This window comes from Variovorax sp. 01T439_2, assembly GCF_056398445.1.
This window is the reverse complement of the sequence record NZ_JBFTPJ010000008.1, coordinates 1-18,458: the sequence shown is the minus strand read 5'-3', so window position 1 is coordinate 18,458 and position 18,458 is coordinate 1. Positions and strand designations below refer to the sequence as shown.

Below are 18,458 nucleotides of genomic sequence, written 5' to 3'. Positions count from 1 at the left end.
CCCCAACTCCACACACGCAAGGCCAGCAACAAGGACGTGCCCGCGCAGGTTCGTGCTGGCGCGCTGGTGCCTTCCACGTTCAACGAAGCCGAGAACACAGTCGACGTGGTGTTCTCGGCCGGCGCGCGGGTTGCGCGCCGAGACTGGTCTACCGGCCAGCGCTACGAGGAACAACTGGAGGTAAGCGCCGCCGCCATCGACCTCACACGCGTTGAGGCCGGTGTGGTGCAGGTGCTCGACAACCACGACATGTACAGCGGGGTGCGAAGCGTGCTCGGCGTCGTGGTGCGCGCCTGGGTCGAGGGCGACGAGGCGCGCGCCACGCTTCGCCTGTCGTCGGACCCGGCCAAGGCCGGCACCGTCGCCGACATCAAGGCCGGAGTGCTGCGCGCCATCAGCGTCGGCTATTCGGTGCAGCGCTACCTCGTAGACGACGAGCCTGACGACGGCGCCATGCCGCTGTGGACCGCCACGCGCTGGATGCCGCAAGAACTTTCTTTCGTGAGCGTGCCGGCTGACCCCGGCGCGTCGACACGGTCCGCCGGCGAGCCCGGCGCGCCGCGCACCGAACCCTGCGAATTCATCACCCGCGGCAAGGCCGCATCCATCTCGAAGGACACTTCTATGCCTCCCGAAGACAACCAAGGCGCGGGTCAACCGGCTGACGCCGCAACGCAAAACGCCGCTGCCCCGGCCGTCGCCGCCGCGCCTGCTGTGGCCCGTGGCGCCGACGACCTGACGCAACGCGCCGCTGACATCAGCGACCTGTGCACGCGTCACGCAGTCCCGCACATGGCTGCGCAGCTCATCCGTGCCGGCGCCGATCTGCCCGCCGCCAAGGACGCGATCCTGAATGCCATCGCCGTTCGCGATGCCGCATCGGGTGGCCAGCAGAACACCCGCATCGCCACGGTCAGCGACGAGACCGAAACCCGCATCCGTGGCATGGAAGACGCGCTGTTCTCGCGTCTGGACCCGGCCTTCAAGTTGACCGACAACGGTCGGCAGTTCCGCCACCTGACGCTCGTGGAGATGGGCCGCGAGCATCTGGAGCGCAGCGGTGTGAGCACGCGCGGTATGGACAAGATGAACATCGCACGCCAGATGCTGCAGGTTCGCGCCGCTGGCATGCACACCACCAGCGACTTTGGCGCGCTGTTCACCAACGTCGCGTCGCGCCGCCTGAGCGCCGTCTACAGCGCCTTCCCCGCGACCTACGCCGTCTGGGCCCGCCGCGGCCCGAACCTCTCGGACTTCAAGCCGGTGCAGGTGGTGAGCATGGGCGCCGGTCCCGAGCTTCTGAAAGTGAACGAGCACGGCGAGTTCAAGTACGGCACGTTCGGCGACGGCAGCGAGACCTACCAGCTCGCGACCTACGGCCGCATTGTCGCGATGACCCGCCAGGCGATCATCAATGACGACCTGCGCGGCTTCGATCGCCTGATCGGCATGTTCGGTTCCAGCGCCAAGCGCTTGGAGAACACGCTGGTGTACGCGCAGCTGGCGGGCAACCCGCTGATGGCTGACGGCAAGGCCCTGTTCCATGCCGATCACAACAACCTGCTGACTGGCGCCGGCTCCGCGCTGTCGCTCGATGGACTGGCCGCGGGCCGCGCCAAGATGCGCAAGCAAACGGGCCAGGCTGGCGAGTCGCTGAATCTCGCCCCGAAGTACCTCATCGTGCCCTCGGCGCTCGAAACCCTGGCGTACCAGCTCACCAGCAACGCCTACGTGCCGACCTCCCAGGCCGGCATCAACGAGTTCGCCGCCGGCGGACGCAGCGCACTCACCGTGGTGGTCGATCCCGAACTGGACAAGACCAGCGCCACAGCCTGGTACCTCGCGGCCGAGAACGCGGTCGTCGACACGGTCGAGTTCGCCTATCTCGACGGCGCCGACGGCCCGGTCACCGAGACGCGCGAAGGTTTCGAGGTCGACGGCACCGAGATCAAGGCTCGCCTCGACTTCGCGGCCAAGGCGCTCGAGTACCGCGGCCTGGTCAAGGCGAACGGCGCCTGATTCCCACCACCACCGGCAATAGGAAATCTGAACCATGAAGAACTACGTTCAACCCGGTGACATGATCACCTTCATCGCGGCGGCCGCCATCGCGTCCGGCGCCGGCGTGCTGGTCGGCTCGCTGTTCGGCGTGTCGTCGGGCAGCTACGCCTCGGGCGCCCAGGGCGAGATGAAGACGACCGGAGTCTTCGATCTGACCGCAGCCACGGCCGCAACCGGCGCGGCGGGCGCGAAGGCCTACTGGGACGACACGGCGAAGAACGTGACGGGCACCGCGACCAACAACTCGCTGATCGGTGTGTTCGTCAGTGCGAAAGCCAACGGCGAGACCGTTGCCCGCGTCCGCCTGAACGGCGTCAGCGTCTAAGCGCACGCCCCCGCCGATGCTCGCACCATTCGCCGCCTCCGAAGCCCGCGCCAACGCGGCGGTGCTTGGCCGCCTCTGCAATGCAGTGGCGGTGGTGGGCGGCGTGGATGTGCCGGTGATCTTCGAGAAGCCCTATGCCGGGCCGTTCGGCGGTGAGGCCGACGCGGCCGCGCCGGAGTGCACCGGTCCTGTGGACGGCCTTGGCGCGCTCGAGCGCGGTGACGCATTGAGCATCGGCGGTGTCGCCTACGAGGTGATCACCGCCGAGCCCGATGGCTCGGGCTTCATCCGCGTCGTGCTCGGGACGGCCTGACCATGTTGGCACTAGAACCGGTCATCGTCGAACAGCTGCGCAGTGGCTTGGCCGCCGGCTGGAAAGTCATGGGCTTCGCAAGCGATGCCGGCCGCCGAGACGGTTGGCCGTTGGCCTCGGTCTCTTTCGTCGACGGCAACGTGGCGGACAGCAAGGCGGGTGCCGCTGCTGTCCAGGCGGCATGGCGCGTCACGCTGATCGCCAAGCGCGGCGACGCGGCCGTGGCTTTGGTCGACGCCGCATTCGCCGCCGCAATGGCATCGCTGCACAACTGGGCGCCCTCGGGCGAGGTCGGCGGGCGGCGCTGGGAGCGTCTGCGCCTGCTGCAGGTGACGCCACCGCAGTACCCCGAAGACGGCCTTGTCGGCATCGATCTCACTTTCACCACTCAGGCCCGCTACGACGGGCACGAGTGAACCTCGATTTTTCTGGAGCTTCATCATGGGCATGGTCTACGCAAAAAATGAATACGCCATTCCGCGCGGCCGCGTGTTCTTCGATCCGTTCGACGCCAACGGCAACCTGACCGGCGAGATCGCCATGGGCAACTGCCCCGGGGTCACCCTCACCATCGAAACCACGAAGGCCGAGCACTTCAGTTCGGAAAAGGGCCTGCGCGAGAAGGACGAATCGCTCATCGTCGAAGTAAACCGCTCCGGCAACGTCAACTGCGACAACTTCAGCGCGGCGAACTTCGCGTTGTGGCTCTCGGGCACGCGCGCCACGGTGAACCAAGTCACCACGCCAGTGACGGGCGAAGTGCGTGCAGTGACGCCTGGTCGCTTCTATCAGCTGGGTGCCACCGCAGCCAATCCGCTGGGTGTGCGCAAGGTGTCCGCCGTTACGGTCAAGAGCACCGACGGCGCAACGACCTATGACGTGGGCGATGACTACAACGTCGATCTCGACACCGGCCGCGTGCAGATCGTGATCGGCGGCGCGATCGCCGCCGGCAACGTCCATTTCGGCTACACGCCGGGCGCAGGCAGCTACGAGACGGTGCGTTCGGGCGCGACCGCCGAAACGCACGGCGCGCTGCGGATCGTGGCGGACAACGCCTCCGGCGCCAACCGCGACTTCTTCATGCCGAAGGTCACGCTGACCCCCACGGGAGACCTCCCCATCGTTGCCGAGGGCACCGAGTTCGTGCAGATGCAGTTCGGCCTCGAGGTGCTCAAGTCGGCCAACGCGGAGGCGATCTACGCCGACGGTCGCCCGGTCGTTGTCGCCTAAACCCATGCGCCCGCCCGCCGCCACCGCGGTGGCGGGCAGTGGCGACGCATGGTGCTTCTCACGAGGCCTCATGCGCCGCCATCGTCGGTGCCGCCGGCACCCGTCTTTTTGAACGAGTGAACCCGTGGCCTTCAAGCCGATTCAGATACTGATCAACGCCAAGGACGATGCGTCCGCGGTGTTCGACAAGCTGCAAGCCAAAGTCGCAGCTGTGGGCGCAGCCATCCTCGGCTACTTCGGCGTCAAGGCGTTCGTCGGAGTCATCAAGGGGGCGGCCGACCTCGAGGCGGCACTGAGCAGGGTCCAGGCCGCAACCGGCGCTAGCGCAGAAGAAATGAAGCTGCTGCGCAAGACGGCAGAAGACGCGGGCGCGTCCGGCAGATTCGGTGCAGTGGAAGCTGCGAGTGCGCTTGAGAATCTCGCGAAGGCGGGGCTGAGTGCCAAGGACGCGGTCGCCACGCTGCCCGCGGTCCTGAGCCTGGCCGCTGCGGGCGACATCGAGCTTGCAATCTCAGCGGAATACATCACCAAGGCGGTGAACGGGCTCGGGCTTTCCTTCACGGAAGCGGGTCGGGTTGCCGACGTGCTCGCCAAGGGTGCGAACGCCACGAACACGAGCGTGACCGGTCTCGCGCAGGCGTTGAGCTATGCCGCGCCGCTGGCCAATTCGCTTGGTCTGAGCCTCGAAGAGACGGTTGCCATCATCGGCAAATTCGCTGACGCCGGCATCGACGCGAGCCGCGCTGGTACGGCGCTCAACGCCATCATGGCCCAGTTCAGTGACCCGGCCAGCAAGTTCCGCACGGAGTTGGCTGCTGCCGGGATCACGACGGTGGATTTCAGCACCGCCCTGCGCGAGCTCGGCAAAGGCGGCCCGGGCGCGAGCCGAGCGATCAATGCCGTGGGCACCGAAGCCGGGCCCGCGCTGCGTGCGCTGCTGAACCAAGGCATTGGGAAGCTGGACGAACTCACGCGCTCCCTCAAAGACTCCGAGGGCAGCGCTGCAGCGACCGCAAAGGTCATGCAGGAGAACCTGAACGGCGCCGTGAGCGGGTTGGGGCGCGCTTGGGAGTTCGTGACCAACACGCTGGGCACGCCCGTGTTGCCGGTCCTCACGAAAGCGGCAGAGCAGCTCGCCGGTTCTTTGCGTGCTGCGGTCAACGATGGAACAGTGGCGAAGTTCGGCACCGCCATTGCCACGGCGTTCCAGGCCGCAATCAAGTGGGTGCGCGACTTCGCCGCGAGCTTTGACTTCGGCGCGGCCACCTCGAGCGCGCTCGCGTTCGCCGAGCGCGTCGGCGCGACGCTTGACGACCTGAGCCGACGGGCGAAGACCACCAGCGACGTGGTGCAAACCGCCTGGGGTGTCATGTCCGGCGGGGCCAATGTGCTCATCGGCGTCATCTTCAAGATCGCCGAGTCGTTCGCGGGCGTGACGTCGAACATCCTCAGCGGCGTCTCGCTCATCATCGAGGGCCTGTCGAAGATCACCGTCGGAAACGTCTCGGCGGCATTCAAGCAGGCCGCCGACGATGTCCGCGACTCTGCGCAGGGCATGGCGGGCGTCACCGAGGCGTACGCCCAACAAGCCAGTGCTGCGTTTGACCGAGCCGCCGAGGGCGCGCAATCGGCTCGTGACGGGTGGAAAGCACTCACGACGGAGGCCGATGCCGCTACGGTCGCCGCGGCTGGTGCCGCGAAGGCCTATACAGCCATGGCCACCACGCTCCAGGCGGCGGCCGAGGCCAACGCTGCGGCGGCGGAGAAATCCCGCACGGCGGCATCGGCCCATGCGGAGCAGGCCAAAAAGGCACAGGAGGCGACGGCCGCGCAGGAAGCACTGCGAGCCGAGTACGCGCAGGCGATCGCCACCGGCAACGTGCAGCGTGCCGCCGAAGTCATGGTCAAGCTCAAGGCTGCCACCGACGCCGCGGCCGCATCTGCCGAGAACAACACGAGGAAGCAGGAACAGCAGGCGAAGGCCATCGAGGCGGCGTTTGCGCGTATGGGCCTGCAGACGAAGGAATCGCTGCGCATTGCAGCGGAGACGGCGCGTGCGGACTTCGATCTGATCCGCGAAAGCGGGCAGGCGAGCGCCGATGCCATCGCTGCCGCTTGGGCGAAGGCTGCCGAAGCGGCCATCACCGCGAACGAAGGGGTGGTGCCCAGCTGGGTGTCTGCGCAGGCGGCGGCCAAAGGCTATGAGGTGCAGGTGGACGATGCAGGCAAGGCCACGCTGCAGCTGGTCCAGACGTCGGCTGCGCTGAAGGGCCTCGCTGGCGGATTCGACAGTGCCGCGAAGGCCGCGCAGAACTACGGCAAGGTGGTGGGCGGCGTGCGCGCGCCAGGTGGCGCTGGCTCGGGCGGCTCTGCTGGCGGCGGTGCGGGAGCTCCGGGCGTTGCACGCGGCGGGCGCCTGCCGGATGGCACTTACCTCCGGCCCGAGGATCAGCTTGGAATCCTCGGCCCCAACCAGGCGGTGAAGTCGACGCAGATGAGCGGGGAAATGCGCGGCGCGGGCACAGACCTGGGCACCCGCACCGGCATTGCCGCCTTCCTGAAAGCCGCAGGCGTAGACGACGACTCGATCGCACGAAAAATCGCGAGCGAGTTTTCCGACTCCAAGGGCGACATTCCCTTCTTCAACAACCCGGGCCAGAAGAAATACGGCGGCGATGGCGGCACGCTCAGCATGGCGCTGCTCAAGGCGGCCGAGCAGTACACGTTCGGCACCGCCAACAGCAAGGCGCAGCAGCCTTCCACGATCCCTCGGCCGGAATCCACGCGCACCGTTCGCGTGGACCTCAATGTCAACGGGCAGAGCTTCGGCTCGCTCAACACCGACAACGCTGGTGCCGACATGCTGCAGGACCTGCTGCAGCGGCTCGGCCAGGCGCGCAGCACCTCGGCTCCCTGACTATGGCAACCACCACCTTCCACACTTTGGGCGCCCTCCAGCTGCCGCGCGGCATGGTCTGGGACGACGAGTTCGCCTGGAGCGCCGTGCAGAAGTCGGCCGAGTACTCCGTCACGGGCGCCTTGCTGATCGACGCTGCGGTCAAGCAGGCCGGCAGGCCCATCACGCTGCGCGGCGAGGCGACCGCCGGCTGGATCCGTCGCAGCGTCGTGGAGGCGCTGCGCGCCCTCGCAGCATCGGATGCAGTGGGTGAACACCTCCTGACGCTGGCCGACGGTCGCACGTTCACCGTGCAGTTCGCGCCGGTGGATCAACCCGTCGAGGCGGCCCCCATTGCGCGGCCCGAACTCCCCCCTGACACGTTCCCCTACGTCGCCACCGTGCGGCTCATCGAGGTCTGACCCATGCCAATCAACGAAGGCGACATCAAGTTCCTCAAAACCCAGGTGATGCAGGACGTCCCCGAGGGCGGCGGTGCGCCCACCGGCGAAGTCGTGGTTGACGGCGCGAGCAATGCCATCTTTCCCGACATTTCAGAGGTCGCGCGCTCGGGCGGCCGCGTGAGCCTGCGCAAGCTCGGCCTGCACGTCGACACCGACACCGTCGACGACTTCCTCGACGCCAACATCGTCGTCTCGATGCCGCCCGACGACCCGAACGTCTCGGCCACGCTGTTCAACACTGGTGAGACCTTCGACCGGCGCACCTCGGCCGTGTCGCGCATGGAAGCGTACCTTTCCATTGGGCCGCAGTACGCCGGCTACCTGTACGGCAACCACGTCAGCGGGCAGGACACGCTGCTCGTGTACCAGAAGACCGACAACCTGCCGGCCATCGGCTCCACGCTCGTGCTGACCAAGCGTGAGGGCTACCCCGATCAGTTCCAGCAGTACGTGCGCATCACCGAGGCGGCGTCCGAACTGCGCACGTTTGAAGACGACAAGGGGACCTACCAGCGCTACGTGCTGACCCTGCGATTCGCCAGCACCTTGGCGGTCGACTTCCCCGGCTTCGACATGTCGCGCTTCGAGTACACCAAGGCGCAGATCGCGCTGCTGACCAAGCTGAGCGACACGGTGGTGGCCAACGCCGCACGCTACTACGGCGTTACCAAGCTGACCGAAGCCGCGTCCATGGGTGACTTCACCATCAAGGGCGAGTCGATCTTCACGCAGCTTGTACCCAGCGCGCAGATCGAGACGCCCATCGCCGACGCCCGGACCAACCAGCTGACGGCCGGCGCGGTGTCGACTGGCGGCGCCATCGTCCAGTCGATCACCGCCACATTCACGACCACCCAGAACCTCTTCATCGGCGGCGGCATCGCCCCGGGCTCTCTGTCCGTGGTCAATGGCGCCATCACCGTCACCGACAGCGGCGGCCGGCTCATGAGCGGCGGTGCGCAGGTGGGCACCGTCGACTACGAAAACGGCGTGCTGGCCCTGACCACCAACATCTTCGGTACCGGCGGCCTCACCTTCACCGTGACATATGCCCCCGCCGCGGCGCCGCAGTCGGTCAACCAGTCGATGGGCTTCGAGGTCAAGCAGGAAACCCGCTCGCTGAGCTATGTGCGCACCATCGAACCGGCACCAGTGCGCGGCACGCTCTCGATTAGCTACATGAGCCAGGGCCGCTGGTACGTGCTGCGCGAGCAGGGCGATGGTGCCATTCGCGGCGCGGACAGCGGCTACGGCTCGGGCAACCTGAATTTCACGAGTGGCACCTGGGCCGTCACGCTGGGCGCGCTTCCTGACGTGGGCAGCTACATCATCGTGCAGTGGGTCGAGCCAGCAGCTGCGCGCGACAGCGACGTGCTCACGCTCGACAACAACGGCAAGTTCTACTGGCCGTTCAATACCTCGGGCGAGTCGTCGCTCAATGCCGGCTCCAAGGTCATCCAGCCCGGCGCGCTCACCATCACCTGGCTCGACGGGGCGACCACGCGCACCGTGACCGACAACGGCGCGGGCGGGCTGACCGGGTACGGCACCGGCTCGGTGAGCTATGCCAGCGGCACGATCCGTCTCTCGCCGACCACGTTGCCCGCGCCCGGCACGCCCATCACCGTAAACATCAACAGCGCTGCCAAGACCTCCGCGACGCTCACCATCGCCAGCGGCTCGGGCGGCTTCGGCATGACTGGCATCACGCCGGGCTCGGTCAGCTTCACGCTCACCGGCCAGCTGCGCGCCCAGTACCTCGCCAACCCGATCGTGAACTGGGGCGCAGCCGCCACCTACCTGGTCAGCGACGACGGCGCCGGCGCGCTCGTGGCGCACTTGGGCGACGCGCTCGTGGCGGTGGGCACCGTCAACTATGCGGCGGGCACTTTTGTGCTCAACGCCAACACGATCCTGCCGCTGCCGGTCGCCCTGCAGCTAACCGCCTTCGACAACGTCTACCTGGCCGATTCGTCGAACGGCCCCTGGTACACGCTGGTCGCCCAAGCCTGACCGGAGCACTCATGAGCGATATCTATCTCAACGCCGGCGGATCTTCCTACAAGCGCGTGCCATTCGCGCAGGTGGCGGCGAGCACCATCCTCTCGCTGAACCTGGGCGGGGTGACCTCGGCCGCCGCCCAGTTCACCAACACCACGCCGGCCGTCGACAGCCTCTCCGGCACGATGGACCACCTGCACCTGAAGACCAACGTCGCCAATGCGTTCTCCATCTCCGGCGCGCGCTTCAGCCGTGGCGGCAAGGACTACGTGGTCAAGGCCTCGGGCGAAGTGCAGCAGGACATCTCGCCCGTCACTGGCAACGGCACCACGGTTGGCAACATGTCGCTGGGGCAGGGCGAGGTCCTGCTCGACGCCTGGGCGGCCGGTGGCTTGCCCGCTGTCACCAACTGGCGCGCGCTCGCCGCGGCGCCCATCAACGGCAGCGACACGCCGTTCGCCACCTACGCCATCACCTTCCGCGTGCCGACTGCGCCGCTGCGCACCGGCAGCTTGACCGTGCTCGGGACCATGCAGGACGGCACCACCTTCAATGTCGGCGCCGACGGCGACGGCATCATCAACACGACCCGCATCAAGGGCCGCGTGAACTACACCACCGGCGTGGTCATGCTGGTGGGCGTGACGCCCTCGGCCCCGGCGGGGCAGTCGCTCGTCGACGTGTCGTTCCTCGGCATCCCGGGCCTGACCACGGCCTACATCGACCTGATCCGGCAGGAGACCGTCCGGCTGAACGCCGTCGCGTTCACCTACCTGCCGCTGGATGCGGCGCTGCTCGGCATCGACCCGGTGCGCCTGCCCACAGACGGCCGCGTGCCGATCTTCCGTTCGGGCGGCTTCTATGTCTTGAGCCACAAGCAGACCACCGCGCCGGCAACGGCCGTCAACGGCGGCACCGTGAACGTCGGCCGCACGCGGCTGTCGCGGGTGCGCGTGATCGGCAACGACAACGCGACCATCCAGACGGGCTACACCGTCGACCGCGAGGCCGGCATCGTCACCTGGGTGGACGTGACCGGCTACTCRCAGCCGGTGCGCGTGGCGAACTACATCGAAGACATGTCGCAGATCCGCGATGCGCAGATCAACGGGGACATCACCGGCCTCAAGGCGCTGACGCACGATTTCCCGGCGGGCTCCTACATCTCGAGCGCCATGATGCTCGGCGACCTGCGTGCGCGCGTGAAGCCCGTGTTCGACCAAGCGACTTGGGACGGCATCACTTGGTCGGACAGCGTGGTGGGCAACCCTGCGCCAGCCACCTACAACGACACCAGCTTCCCGATCACGGTTACGAACCGTGGGGCGCGCACCGAGCGTTTCGCGCTGGTGTTCAAGACCACGCAGACCGTGGACGTGATCGGCGAGCACGTGGGCAACCTGGGCAACTACAGCATCAACACGGTCATCGCGCCGATCAACCCCTACACCAACACGCCGTATTTCAGCATCCCGATTGCCGGCTGGGGCAGCGGCTGGTCGATTGGCAATGTCGTCTTTGTGCCCACAGTGGGCGCATTGCCAACGCTCTGGATTGCGCGAACCGTGAAGCAAGGTCCGGCGGCGGACCTCGACTACTCCTTCGAGCTGCTCGCCCGTGGCGACATCGACAACCCTCTTTGAAGGCTTAGCACATGACATCTCCCGTAGACACCAGCGTCAAATACTTCAGCAGCACCATGTCGGGCGCGCCCGTGCTCAGTGGCACGGTCGGCTCGATGATCGCGCTGTTCGATGCCCTGCTCAAAGACGGTTTCGACACCAAGACCCTGACCTCCCTGGTCGCGGCCGGCGGCGTGATGACCGCCACCTTTACCGGCACTCATTCGTCGCTCGTCGACACGGTCGTGCTGATCGCCGGCGTGACCGGCGGACCGACCGGCTTCGCGGGGGCTAACGGCGAGCAGAAGGTCGTGGCGCGGCCTTCCGCCACGACGACGACATGGGCCACGACGTTGCCCGATGGCACCTACACCGGCACCATCACGATGAAGATGGCGCCGCTGGGCTGGCTCAAGTCTTTCAGTGGCACGAACAAAGCGGTTTACAAGAGCAACGACCCGGCATCGAGTGGCATGTATTTCCGCGTCGACGACACCGGCGCGCAGATCGTGCGGGTGGTGGGCTACGAGACGATGTCCGACGTGGACACCGGGCTCGGTGCGTTCCCTACAAACGCGCAGGTTTCGGGTGGGGGCTACTGGGGCAAGAGCCAAGTGGCCTCGGCCGCCGCCGTCGCGTGGCAATTGGTCGGTGACAGCCGCATGGTGTATCACTCAATTCAGGTTGGCTACTCCAGCAATTCCACATTCCAGATCGCAGCGGTCCGGGGTTTCGGCGATCCGATTGCGCTGCGCCCCGGCGGCGATCCTTACTCGGCGTTTGTGCACTACTGCGTGAACTCCACGCCGGCAGCCATTGACGGGTGCCTGGGCAATAACCAAGCCGCGCAACTTTCGAGCCCGAGGTCTTACACCGGTCTTGGCAGCGCCGTTTTTGAAACGTCGCAAATCTGGGGTCTTGGAAATCTCGGGGCGCAATACAGCGGCGTGACCGATCTGCATGGCGCATTCCCGAATCGTGTCGATGGGGCGCTGTACCTTTCCAAGAAGCTCATCGTGGAAAGCGGCACCACGTATCCGCGTGCGGAGCTGCCGGGCTTCTACTCAGTGACGCAAACCCTTGTGTGGAACACGTTCAAGGCAGGCGACAAGACGCCGGGGGCCGGTGTGCTCGCAGGGCGCACGCTCGTGGCGATGAATTGCGTGGGGGCGACGGTCAACATGGCGGCCGCCGCATCGGCGGCCAATACGGGCGTCGTGATGATCGACATCACGGGACCGTGGCGCTGACATGGCCGCGCACCGTTACTGGCGTGTCGGAAGTCTGGAGGCCTATGCCTCGGGCGCACTCGCGATCAGCGAATTTCAGCTGTTCAGCGAAACCACGCGCGTCGACGCTGCGGCCACGCTGACGAGCAATGTGGCGCCATCGACAGGCTCGCTCTCGAATCTCAAAGACGACGATCTCGCGACGGGTGCCGCGTGGGCGATCGCGAAAGGGCTGGTTCTCGCTTGGGATTTCGGCGGGGGTGGGGATGTCGATGTCACGAACATCCTGCTCGGCGCGGCCGACAGCCCATTGCTGTTCCCCGTGGCGGCAAATCTGCAATGGTCCGATGACGGGACCACCTGGGCGAATCGCTACTCGATGCCGTTCGTTGGCATCCGGTGGCCGGGCCCGCGCACAAAAACCGCCAACACGACGCGCACCGTTCCCGGCACGTTGCGGTTCGATAAAAATTGGGCAGATCAGAGCATTGCCGGACAGACGACGTACTCGACCGGCTCCAGCGTTTTCCATGGTATTGCCAACGGTTACCGGCTGCAGATTTCACCGGGTTCAGTGACGGATGTGAAGGTGCGATTCGCCACGATGCCCAGCATGGCCGACGTGGACATCACGGCCGTGATCAACCTGCAGGGCGAGCCGTCCGTCGTGTTCCGTACCTCGTACTGGGGCAACGCGAACGACACCTACGGCTACGCGGCCGGGGTCGGCGCGGGCAATGTGTACATCGGGAAGGGAACGAACAGTTCCACGCCTGGATACACGGCCATCGCGTCGGTCGCTCACGGGCTCACGGGCAGCGGCGACCTGACGCTGCGGGTGACGATGACCGGGTCGGCCTACAAGGTGTATGTGAATGGGGTGCTGAAGCTGTCCGGCACGGACACCACGCACGCCGTCGCGGGCGAGGTGGGCGTGCGGTCATACAACGCCACGGCCTTTTTCAACACCCTGCAAGTCCGCGAGGCCGAGGAGACGCATTCGCTCATCGTGTTGGAGGCCGGCTACGTCAAGCAGCAATCAATGGTGGTCCTCCCTACATCGGGCGCGACACCTGCCTATCTGGGCGCCATGCTGCGCGACCGCCTGCGCGGGCGGAAAGATTTCGTTGGCGTCCTGCTTGGGCAGGGCATCGGCCGAGTGAAAGGCACGACCAAGGACAAGGGCTCGCCGAACGTGCCGGTGTCCGAGCGCGTGCGCCTGTACCGCATGCGTGACGGGGAGCGCATCCGCGAGGTCTGGAGCACGCCGGGCACGGGCGCCTATTCGTTCGATTACGTCGACGAGGTCGAAACCTACTTTGTGATCAGCTTCGATCACGATTTGGCATTTCGGGCGGTGGTGGCTGATGGCCTGACCCTTGCCAACGGCGGTGTGGAGTTGATCGCATGAGCTTCCTCCCCACTCAGGCCTTCAAGGATGCACGACTCGTGGGCGGAATCGCTGCTCTGATCGATGCCGACCCCGTCAACCCAGCCTATGCCAACCTGCTCGACGGCTCGGGCGTTGCGCTCGTGACGATGGTCTTCGCGCGGCCCGGCGTCACCTTCATCGATCACGCGCTCGAGTTTGCGCAAGGGGAGAGTGCCGGGGACATGATCCTCGTGCAGGGCAACGCCGCCGCGTTCAATCTCTACAACGGAGCGGGCACGCTGCTCGGCTCTGGTGATGTGTCCGACGAGAACGGCACCGGCGCGCTCAAGATCAGCGGCACCACGGGCACGCTGTTGTATGCCGGCGCCCGGGCCATCCTCGCTGAACTGAAAGTGGTGTGATGTGGCGGCTGTCGATCTTCTCTTCGCCGCGGCACCGCTCACCACCGGCGACCTGGTCTTCGGTGACGACGGCAGCAATCCCATCTCCGATGCGATCGTCTCCGGCGAGATCGACGCCGGCATGCCCGATGTCTTGGGCCGCGTGGCGCTGGGCTTCAGCATCGGCGGTGCAATCGACGCAGGAATGCCCGACGTGCTCGGCGAGGTTCGCTACTTCACCGACACGCAGCGCCCGCTCGTTTCGCGGCTTGGCGTGCGCTTTCAGGAAGCCGTGCCGATCGAGGTCGGGACCAGCATCCGGCAGCAGGATGGGCAGCCTCTCTCGTCGACCATGGCGGTGCGCTTCGCCGATGCGGCGCCGCTGGCCGTGGGCGCCGCGGTGCGGTTCCAAGACGGCCAGCCGGTGCGGCGAAACGTGGGCGTGCGGTTCCAGGACGGTGCACCTGGCGGCGCCATCGTGGGCATCCGCTATCAGAACGCCCTGGGCAAGCGCCTCGGTACCAAGGCCCGGTTCCAGGATGCGCTGCGCGCCGGCGCGGTGTCGGGCATCCGCTTTCAGGAAGGCATTCGCGTGCGCCGCGCAGCCGTCGCGCGGTTCCAAGACGCGAAGCCATTCTTCGTCGGTCTCACGGCATTCGAAGCTTATGGCAAGCCGATCAGCGTCGGCCGCACCACGCGCTACCAGGACGCCATCAAGCCGCCGCCCGGCATCTCAGCCACCACGCCGCCGCAGCCTGAGGACCCGTGCTACGTCCCCGACACCGACCTCTTGTTCGATGCCCCTTGGAGCTCGGACACCGATCTTGTTTTTGTGTGCGAGCGCCACGACGGGCCCGGCCCCGGTGAAACCGTCGTTGTTCCCGTCAGGAGGGTCTACGTAGTGGAAAACCACATCACGCTGCACCGTGTAGACACGGGTGCATCCATCGAGGCGGATGCCTTCAGCATGAGTCTCGATGTGGATTCGTGGACCTGGGCCTGGAGCGCCTCGCTGCCGGCCGCTGCCCTGGCGCTGATTGAGCCGGGCGGCGATGGCGATCCGGTTGACATCGAAACCTCAATCAACGGCGTGGCCTTTCGGTTGTGCGCAGAGAGCTACAGCCGCGAGCGCAGTTTCGGCAAGGCGCGCATTCGCGTGCAGGGCAGGGGGCGTGCGGCCATTCTCGATGCGCCGTATGCACCGACGTTGAACCACTTCAGCGCGGACCCGCTGAACGCGCAGCAGCTCGCCGCGCTTGCTCTAACAATCAACGGCGTGGGCATCGGCTGGGATGTGGCCTGGGGCCTCGAGGACTGGGCCGTGCCCGGCGGCACGTGGAACATCCAAGGTACCTACATCGCCGCGGTGCAGGACATCGTCCGGGCCGCCGGCGGCTATGTGCAGCCACACCGCACTGCGGCAACGCTGCGCGTGCTGCCGCGCTACCCGGCCACGCCGTGGACCTGGAACACGCTCACACCGGATTTCGAGCTGCCGAGCGCCATCGCCAGCGTGGAGGGCATCGAATGGCGCAGCCTGCCAACCTACGACCGCATTTTCGTGGGCGGAACCACGAGCGCTGGCGTGCTCGGGCAGGTCACCCGCGCCGGTACCGCGGGCGGCTCGGTCGCACCGATGGTCACGCATCCGCTGATCACCAATGCGATCGCCGCACGGCAGCGAGGCCTCGCGGAACTGTCGAACACCGGCCGCCAGGCGCTCGTGACGCTGCGCATGCCAGTGCTGGCCGAGACCGGAATCATCCAGCCGGGCGCGCTGGTGCGCTACGTCGACGGGCCCACCACGCGGCTCGGCCTCGTGCGCAGCACCGCCGTGAGCTGGGACCGCCCGGTGCTGCGCCAGACCATCGGCCTCGAGACACACGTGGACTGACCCATGCGAAACATCTACCGCGTCTTCCTTGACCTGCTGCCGGCGCGCCCGCTGCAGGTCGGAACCATCACTGCGCTCGACGGCGAGGTGGCCACTGTGCAGCTGCCCGGTGGCGGGCTGCTAACCGCGCGGGGCAGCGGCGCGGTGGGCGATCCCGTGTTTGTGCGTGACGGCGTGATCGAGGGCGAAGCGCCCGCACTGCCTGTCGAAGTCATCGAGATCTAGAGAGAGAAACATGGGCGACTTCATCCAACTGTTCACCGAATTGAAGGGCGTGCTTGGCGGCGCCGCGGCCGTGGGCGTCTCCGTGGCGCTCTATCTCTGGAGCCAGCGCGGACAGCGGCAGCTCGACGGCGCGAACACTGAGGCCAACGTCTCGGCGATCGCGCATTGGAAGGACGTCGCAGAGCGCTCCGACGCGGCGCTTGTCGCGATGACGACGCGTGCCGACAAGTTCGCGGAGGAACGCAACGAAGCCTTTCGGCAACTGGCCCGAATGGAGGGGCAGCTCGCCGAGATGAACCGCCAGCTCGAGGCGCAGAACCTGAAGCTGGAAACACAGAGCAAAGAAATGCAGGGCCTGCGCGACCAGGTCCGCAACCTTCAGGAGCAGATCCATGCACCGCGCTGACAGTGACTTTGGACCCCTCGAACCCGTGAAGCATCTGCCACGCGCCATCCGGCACGTCTTCAACGCCTGCGTTGTGATCGGCGGACTCGTTGGCGGGGGCGTGAGCATCGGCTACTTCCTCGGCGTGCAACAGCAGAAGCAGGATTCGCTCGCGGAAATTGCGCGTCTGCAGACGGCGTATGGGCTGCGACTCGAACGGGCGGCAGACACGGTTACCACTGCGGCCCAGGTGACCTCCAGCGCCGCTGAGGCCGTGGGTGAGGCCGCCGACCAGGTCGGCGCCGCGGCGAAGACTGCAACGTCTGCGGCGATCACGGCGAAAGCTGCGGCGAAGGCGACGGCCGCCGCACCTGCGCTGGCACCAGCCACCACGGTAAACAACACCATCAAGCGCGCCAACGAGAAGCTGCAAGGAGGGCGCCCATGAGAGCGGCCGGTGTCCTCGTGCTCTCGATGCTGCTGCAGGCCTGTGCAGCGCCACCGCCGCCCGCGCGCGACTGCCCGCCAATCCCGGTGCTTCCTGCCAATCCCACTGCGGCGCAGCGAGGCCAACACACCGAGGTTCTCGTGGCGCTGTATCTGCAATGCGCAGGCGTTCCCCAATGAAACAAGGCCGCAAGCCTGCGGCGAAGGAGCCGAAGAAGCCATGATCGACACAGCAACCTTGGCGGCCTGTACCGGCGCCACCACCACCAACGCCGAGCGCTACTCCTTGCATCTCAGCGACGGCATGGAGCGATTTCGCATCACCTCGGTCAGTGCTGTCGCGTGCCTGCTCGGCCAGGTGGCCGTCGAATCAGAGGGCCGCGGTGGGCCGCTGTCGGTGGTCGAGGAAGACCTCTACTACACCACCGCCGATCGCTTGCGAGCAGTGTTCCCGAGCCTGTTCGTCAAGGGCGGCTACCGAGCCGAGGACTACCTACGGAAGCCGGACGCCCTGAGCTGGCTGAGGTACCTCGGCTATCACGGGCGTGGACTCATCCAGCTCACGTGGCTCGACGCCTACAAGGCCGCCGGCGATGCGCTCGGATTCAACTATGCCGGCGACCCAAGCCTGTTGCTGCAGCCGAAGCACGCGGCATTGACCGCCTGCTGGTTTTTCGCGGACTACAAGAAGTGCCTACCGGCAGCCGAGCGTGGCGACGTTTACGACATTACCGGCCGCGTCAACGGTCTGGCCCGGCTCAAGCTGGCCGAGCGGAAGGCGATCACCGCCAAGGCCTTCAAGGAGCTAAGCAAATGACTGTCATGCCGGTTTGGGCCTGGTTGCTGGCGTTCAGTGTGGCCGGCAATGCTGCACTCGGCTGGGCGTGGCTCGGCGCGCGCGACCAGGTCGCGACGACGATCACCGAGCGAGACAGCGCCCGCGCCACCGCCAGCGCCTGCAGCGATGCCACGGAGGCACTGCGCGAGCTGGCTGACAAGCGAGGCGAAGAAACGAGGCGTGCCCAGGCGGCCGCACGGCTGGCAGCGGCCAAGCACGAAGGGCGTGCGCAGCAGATTCTGAGCACTCCGCCGGCGGTGCCCGGCGACGACTGCGCCAGTGCGCGCGTGCGCATCGACGATTGGATCAAGGGGAGGGCGGCACGATGAACCGGACTGCCATCCGCGCCGCGATGTGCGCTGCATGCGTCTGTTGTATGACCGCCTGCGGCCTTGCGCCACTTCGGCCCATCAGCGTGCCGCTTCCGATCGAATGCCGTGTGCACACGCCGGCTCGGCCGGCGATGCCGACGGAGGCCTTGGCCGAGGGCGTGCCCACGGACCGCTTCGTCGCGGCGGCTCAGGCCGAAATGGAACTACGTGAAGGGTACGAGGGCGAACTTCGCGCCGCGCTCAAGCACTGCACAGCGCCCCTGCACCCTTCATAGAAAAAAGAACAGGGCGACCGCCGTCGGTGCGCTAACACCGGCGACGGCCACCGAACACACAGAGTGACCTGTGAGCCCAGCCAAGGCCCTGCCCACCTGTACAGGCGGGGCAAGTGTAAACGACCGTTACAGGTCAACTGGAGCC

18 protein-coding genes are annotated in these 18,458 nt (G+C 66.6%); all 18 read left to right on the top strand.

Going from position 1 to position 18,458, the window contains the following annotated elements:
• Positions 1-36: 36 nt before the first annotated feature.
• Positions 37-2,019, top strand: a complete 1,983-nt coding sequence (locus AC1DOC_RS00800; RefSeq protein WP_478083786.1) for a prohead protease/major capsid protein fusion protein — start codon at positions 37-39, stop codon at positions 2,017-2,019.
• A 34-nt stretch (positions 2,020-2,053) separates the two neighbouring features.
• The gene (locus AC1DOC_RS00795) at positions 2,054-2,386 is read left to right on the top strand and encodes a DUF2190 family protein (protein WP_478080692.1); all 333 of its coding nucleotides are present in this window, start codon (positions 2,054-2,056) and stop codon (positions 2,384-2,386) included.
• 16 nt (positions 2,387-2,402) lie between these two features.
• Positions 2,403-2,699 (top strand): head-tail joining protein, encoded by a 297-nt coding sequence (locus tag AC1DOC_RS00790; RefSeq protein WP_478080691.1) that lies wholly within the window; start codon positions 2,403-2,405, stop codon positions 2,697-2,699.
• 2 nt (positions 2,700-2,701) lie between these two features.
• The gene (locus AC1DOC_RS00785; protein ID WP_478080690.1) at positions 2,702-3,115 is read left to right on the top strand and encodes a hypothetical protein; all 414 of its coding nucleotides are present in this window, start codon (positions 2,702-2,704) and stop codon (positions 3,113-3,115) included.
• Between the two features lie 25 nt (positions 3,116-3,140).
• A complete protein-coding gene (locus AC1DOC_RS00780; protein WP_478083784.1) occupies positions 3,141-3,932 on the top strand; it encodes a phage tail tube protein in 792 nt (263 codons plus the stop codon).
• 124 nt (positions 3,933-4,056) lie between these two features.
• The gene (locus AC1DOC_RS00775; RefSeq protein ID WP_478080688.1) at positions 4,057-6,849 is read left to right on the top strand and encodes a phage tail tape measure protein; all 2,793 of its coding nucleotides are present in this window, start codon (positions 4,057-4,059) and stop codon (positions 6,847-6,849) included.
• Positions 6,850-6,851: 2 nt separating this feature from the next.
• Positions 6,852-7,250, top strand: coding sequence for a hypothetical protein (locus AC1DOC_RS00770; protein ID WP_478080687.1), 399 nt, complete (start codon positions 6,852-6,854; stop codon positions 7,248-7,250).
• A 3-nt stretch (positions 7,251-7,253) separates the two neighbouring features.
• Entirely contained in the window at positions 7,254-9,305 is a 2,052-nt protein-coding gene (locus tag AC1DOC_RS00765) for an autotransporter outer membrane beta-barrel domain-containing protein (protein WP_478080686.1), read from the top strand.
• Positions 9,306-9,316: 11 nt separating this feature from the next.
• Complete coding sequence (locus tag AC1DOC_RS00760) at positions 9,317-10,936, top strand: hypothetical protein (protein ID WP_478080685.1); 1,620 nt, start codon at positions 9,317-9,319, stop codon at positions 10,934-10,936.
• Between the two features lie 11 nt (positions 10,937-10,947).
• On the top strand, positions 10,948-12,165 hold the full coding sequence (locus AC1DOC_RS00755; RefSeq protein ID WP_478080684.1) for a hypothetical protein: 1,218 nt from the start codon (positions 10,948-10,950) through the stop codon (positions 12,163-12,165).
• A gap of 1 nt (position 12,166) precedes the next feature.
• On the top strand, positions 12,167-13,555 hold the full coding sequence (locus AC1DOC_RS00750) for a hypothetical protein (protein ID WP_478083778.1): 1,389 nt from the start codon (positions 12,167-12,169) through the stop codon (positions 13,553-13,555).
• Positions 13,552-13,938 (top strand): hypothetical protein, encoded by a 387-nt coding sequence (locus tag AC1DOC_RS00745; RefSeq protein WP_478080682.1) that lies wholly within the window; start codon positions 13,552-13,554, stop codon positions 13,936-13,938. Before AC1DOC_RS00750 ends, AC1DOC_RS00745 begins: the two co-directional genes overlap by 4 nt.
• 1 nt (position 13,939) lies before the next feature.
• Positions 13,940-15,811: a hypothetical protein gene (locus AC1DOC_RS00740; protein WP_478080681.1), complete on the top strand. Its 1,872-nt coding sequence runs from the start codon at positions 13,940-13,942 to the stop codon at positions 15,809-15,811.
• 3 nt (positions 15,812-15,814) lie between these two features.
• Positions 15,815-16,036, top strand: coding sequence for a hypothetical protein (locus AC1DOC_RS00735; protein WP_478080680.1), 222 nt, complete (start codon positions 15,815-15,817; stop codon positions 16,034-16,036).
• Between the two features lie 10 nt (positions 16,037-16,046).
• Positions 16,047-16,442 carry a hypothetical protein gene (locus tag AC1DOC_RS00730; RefSeq protein WP_478083776.1) on the top strand — a complete coding sequence of 132 codons (396 nt, stop codon included), beginning with the start codon at positions 16,047-16,049 and terminating at the stop codon, positions 16,440-16,442.
• Entirely contained in the window at positions 16,429-16,869 is a 441-nt protein-coding gene (locus AC1DOC_RS00725) for a hypothetical protein (protein WP_478083774.1), read from the top strand. The genes AC1DOC_RS00730 and AC1DOC_RS00725 overlap by 14 nt, the downstream gene beginning before the upstream one ends.
• Positions 16,870-17,088: 219 nt before the next feature.
• On the top strand, positions 17,089-17,685 hold the full coding sequence (locus AC1DOC_RS00720; RefSeq protein ID WP_478081110.1) for a glycoside hydrolase family 19 protein: 597 nt from the start codon (positions 17,089-17,091) through the stop codon (positions 17,683-17,685).
• A complete protein-coding gene (locus tag AC1DOC_RS00715) occupies positions 17,682-18,035 on the top strand; it encodes a hypothetical protein (protein ID WP_478081111.1) in 354 nt (117 codons plus the stop codon). Before AC1DOC_RS00720 ends, AC1DOC_RS00715 begins: the two co-directional genes overlap by 4 nt.
• The last annotated feature ends 423 nt before the right edge of the window (positions 18,036-18,458 follow it).

What these genes read in the sequence shown, in the direction of transcription:
- AC1DOC_RS00795 (WP_478080692.1), top strand. Translation starts at nt 2,054, where the DNA reads ATGAAGAACTACGTTCAACCCGGTGACATGATCACCTTCATCGCGGCG.
- AC1DOC_RS00790 (WP_478080691.1), top strand. Translation starts at nt 2,403, where the DNA reads ATGCTCGCACCATTCGCCGCCTCCGAAGCCCGCGCCAACGCGGCGGTG.
- AC1DOC_RS00785 (WP_478080690.1), top strand. Translation starts at nt 2,702, where the DNA reads ATGTTGGCACTAGAACCGGTCATCGTCGAACAGCTGCGCAGTGGCTTG.
- AC1DOC_RS00780 (WP_478083784.1), top strand. Translation starts at nt 3,141, where the DNA reads ATGGGCATGGTCTACGCAAAAAATGAATACGCCATTCCGCGCGGCCGC.
- AC1DOC_RS00770 (WP_478080687.1), top strand. Translation starts at nt 6,852, where the DNA reads ATGGCAACCACCACCTTCCACACTTTGGGCGCCCTCCAGCTGCCGCGC.
- AC1DOC_RS00765 (WP_478080686.1), top strand. Translation starts at nt 7,254, where the DNA reads ATGCCAATCAACGAAGGCGACATCAAGTTCCTCAAAACCCAGGTGATG.
- AC1DOC_RS00755 (WP_478080684.1), top strand. Translation starts at nt 10,948, where the DNA reads ATGACATCTCCCGTAGACACCAGCGTCAAATACTTCAGCAGCACCATG.
- AC1DOC_RS00750 (WP_478083778.1), top strand. Translation starts at nt 12,167, where the DNA reads ATGGCCGCGCACCGTTACTGGCGTGTCGGAAGTCTGGAGGCCTATGCC.
- AC1DOC_RS00745 (WP_478080682.1), top strand. Translation starts at nt 13,552, where the DNA reads ATGAGCTTCCTCCCCACTCAGGCCTTCAAGGATGCACGACTCGTGGGC.
- AC1DOC_RS00735 (WP_478080680.1), top strand. Translation starts at nt 15,815, where the DNA reads ATGCGAAACATCTACCGCGTCTTCCTTGACCTGCTGCCGGCGCGCCCG.
- AC1DOC_RS00730 (WP_478083776.1), top strand. Translation starts at nt 16,047, where the DNA reads ATGGGCGACTTCATCCAACTGTTCACCGAATTGAAGGGCGTGCTTGGC.
- AC1DOC_RS00725 (WP_478083774.1), top strand. Translation starts at nt 16,429, where the DNA reads ATGCACCGCGCTGACAGTGACTTTGGACCCCTCGAACCCGTGAAGCAT.
- AC1DOC_RS00720 (WP_478081110.1), top strand. Translation starts at nt 17,089, where the DNA reads ATGATCGACACAGCAACCTTGGCGGCCTGTACCGGCGCCACCACCACC.
- AC1DOC_RS00715 (WP_478081111.1), top strand. Translation starts at nt 17,682, where the DNA reads ATGACTGTCATGCCGGTTTGGGCCTGGTTGCTGGCGTTCAGTGTGGCC.